Source organism: Pseudorhodobacter sp. (assembly GCF_030452865.1).
Taxonomy (GTDB): Bacteria; Pseudomonadota; Alphaproteobacteria; order Rhodobacterales; family Rhodobacteraceae; genus Pseudorhodobacter.
The window spans coordinates 1-2,517 of record NZ_JAKDLJ010000470.1; the positions used below are offsets into that span (position 1 = coordinate 1).

Below are 2,517 nucleotides of genomic sequence, written 5' to 3' on the forward strand. Positions count from 1 at the left end.
GCTTAACGCCGCCGTGCCCGTCGACGTCGCGCTCAGCCTCGGCATTCCGCGTGCAAGATCATCGAGCGCTGGAAGGGGCGGAATGAGGCTTTGGAAAAACGGGCGGGTCTTGGTTCTGAGCGGCGGGATAGCCACGATAGGGCGCAGATCCAATTCGCGTTCCAACTGGCCGCGGGTACGGATGACCGGGTTCAGCAGGTCGAGAAGGAAGGCCACGATCACGCCAAATACAAGACTTCCCACCGCGCCCACGAATGCAAGTTTCCGGCGGCCGCCACTGATCGGGTAATCAGGTTCTGCGGCCCGTTCGAGCATGGTGAAGGTTTCGCCTTGCTGCCGTTCCTGGAGTTTTTGGGTGGTTTCCGCCTCCGCCGCGCGTCGGTTCGCGACTTCGAACTGCGCCTGAAGTTGATCGAGGCTGCGGTCATATTCCGACAGCGTGCGGTCCACCTCCGGACTTTGCCCGAGCGAGGCCATGATTTCGCCGCGCCGGTCTTCCAGTGCCTTGCCTTGGGCGGCAAGGGTTTCGATCTGGGTTTCCAGCGTGTCCGCCTGTCGTTTGTCGGTGGCGCGCTGGGTGGTCTTGCGTTGAATCGCGGCCAATTCGTTGCGGGCGGCCACAAGGGCTTGATCAAGACTGCGCAACTCGGTTTCCAGACCCGAAAGCTCCGTCCTTGCGATATCGCGTTGGGTCGGCAGCGCGTCGCGATGTGCGGTCTTGTAGGTGGCGATCTCGGATTCGAGCGCGGCGATCCGGGCTTGCAACTGGTCGGCCTCATCCTTGAAAAAGCGCGCGGCTTCCTCGGTGCGCTGGTTCTGTTCGGCAGCACCGGCATCCAGAATGCCCTGAGCAAAATCATTCGCGACATGGGCGGCTTTGGCGCGGGTATCGGCTTGGGCGCTGATCAGCAGCGCGGAAACCTCGCTCGGCGTGCCGAAACCGGTTGATGCGGCGCTGGCGACGCTGTCGAATTTCAATGCAATGCGCAGCAGATGCACTTTCTGGTCATCGGACAGTGGCAAATCGTGGTATAGGCCCTGCCGTTCGATCACCGCGAGCATGTTTTCGCGCGTCGTCAATTGCTGCTGGATCGCTTGCAGGCGTTGGGCCGAGGTTTCGCGCGCCGCTGCTGCATTCTCGCTGCTGCTGACGGTTGGTCCTTGCACCTGAATGACGGCGGTGGATTCAAACACATCGGGTTTGGCAATGACGTAAAGCAGCGTCATCACGATGCCGAACACCGTCACCGCGCCAATCAGCAAGCGGCGCCGGAACAGCAACCCGATGAATTCCTCAATACTCTGAATCTGACCCATGCTCCGCGCCCCGCTATTTCATGCCATAGCGATAACGACCAAGGCCGAAATCCTGCGAGCGGTTCAGAACAACACCCATCAGCGGGCAGCGCCCTTCGAACAGCCGTTCGCAGGCGCGCACTTCCTTGGCTGTGGTGCGGGTGCCGTCGATGATCAGCAACACCGCATCTACCTGCGGCAACAGCGACAACACATCATCGGCCACCAAGGCAGGCGGCGCGTCGATCACCAGAAGTTCCGGCTGCAACTGCGCCATCATCGCATCAAGGGTTTCGGCGGTGGCGGGTTCTTGCAATACCTCGGCCGCATCCGGCACCGGCACGCTGTTCAACCCGAGCGCCAGCGTGCGGCCGATGCGGCGGAAATGACTTTCCAAGGGTTGATCGCCGTTCAGGAAGTCGCGGAGCGCGCCGATTTCGGACAGCCCCATCATCCGCGCCAGCCCCGGTTGGCGCAGTTCCAGATCAAGCAGGATGGTGCGGCTGGACGGTCTGCGCGCCAGAGAAAGAGCCAGATTGGCGGCAACGAAGGATTTGCCGCAGCCATGGGTGGGGGACGTGATCGCGATGCGCTTCCAGCCATGGTCCTGCATCGCCTGCAAAATCCGGGTGCGCAGCATGTCGAAATGTGTGGTCGCCGGGCTTTGTTGCGGATTTGTAAACAGACCTTTTCCAAGCAGTTTCACCTCATCCAGCGTTGCCGGGTTCAGGGAATCCCACACCCGCCCCGGTCTTGGCGGCGACAAGGCCAGCGGCATCGGCACCTGCGGTTCAACCTCTGGCAGCGTAACCTCAACCGGATTGGGTGCGGCGAGTACCGGGCGAAACACCGAAACGCCCTGTGTGACTGGACGTTTCACTGCATCCGCCATTTTGCGAAAATCGTCTTCTTCCATCGGAGCATGCCCCAAATCAGCCACAGATGCGACCGAGTTCAACAAGATATCGTGGTTTGCCATCCGAATCCCGACCCCTGCTGCCTGTGGGGAAAGGTCCCCCCTCGGCGGTTACACGCAATTGTACCCGCAATGCAGCAGGCAAGTTTTCAGGGTACTACCTTTTGATGGCGGCCCGCGATGCGCGCCATAGGATTCGCCCGGGCCCCCGCCCAGCAGTTTGATAAGTAGCAGATATTGCGGAAAATTGGAAGGGGTTGGCCATGTGGTGCAGCAGGGTGCAGGGGCGTGGTCAAAGCCGTTTC

2 protein-coding genes are annotated in these 2,517 nt (G+C 61.0%); both read right to left on the reverse strand.

Annotation, left to right across the window (positions count from 1 at the left end; all coding sequences use genetic code 11):
• On the reverse strand, positions 1-1,317 hold a 1,317-nt coding region (locus L0H65_RS18190), incomplete at its 3' end, for a Wzz/FepE/Etk N-terminal domain-containing protein (protein ID WP_301460623.1).
• Between the two features lie 13 nt (positions 1,318-1,330).
• Entirely contained in the window at positions 1,331-2,275 is a 945-nt protein-coding gene (locus tag L0H65_RS18195) for a CpsD/CapB family tyrosine-protein kinase (RefSeq protein WP_301460624.1), read from the reverse strand.
• Positions 2,276-2,517 lie beyond the last annotated feature (242 nt).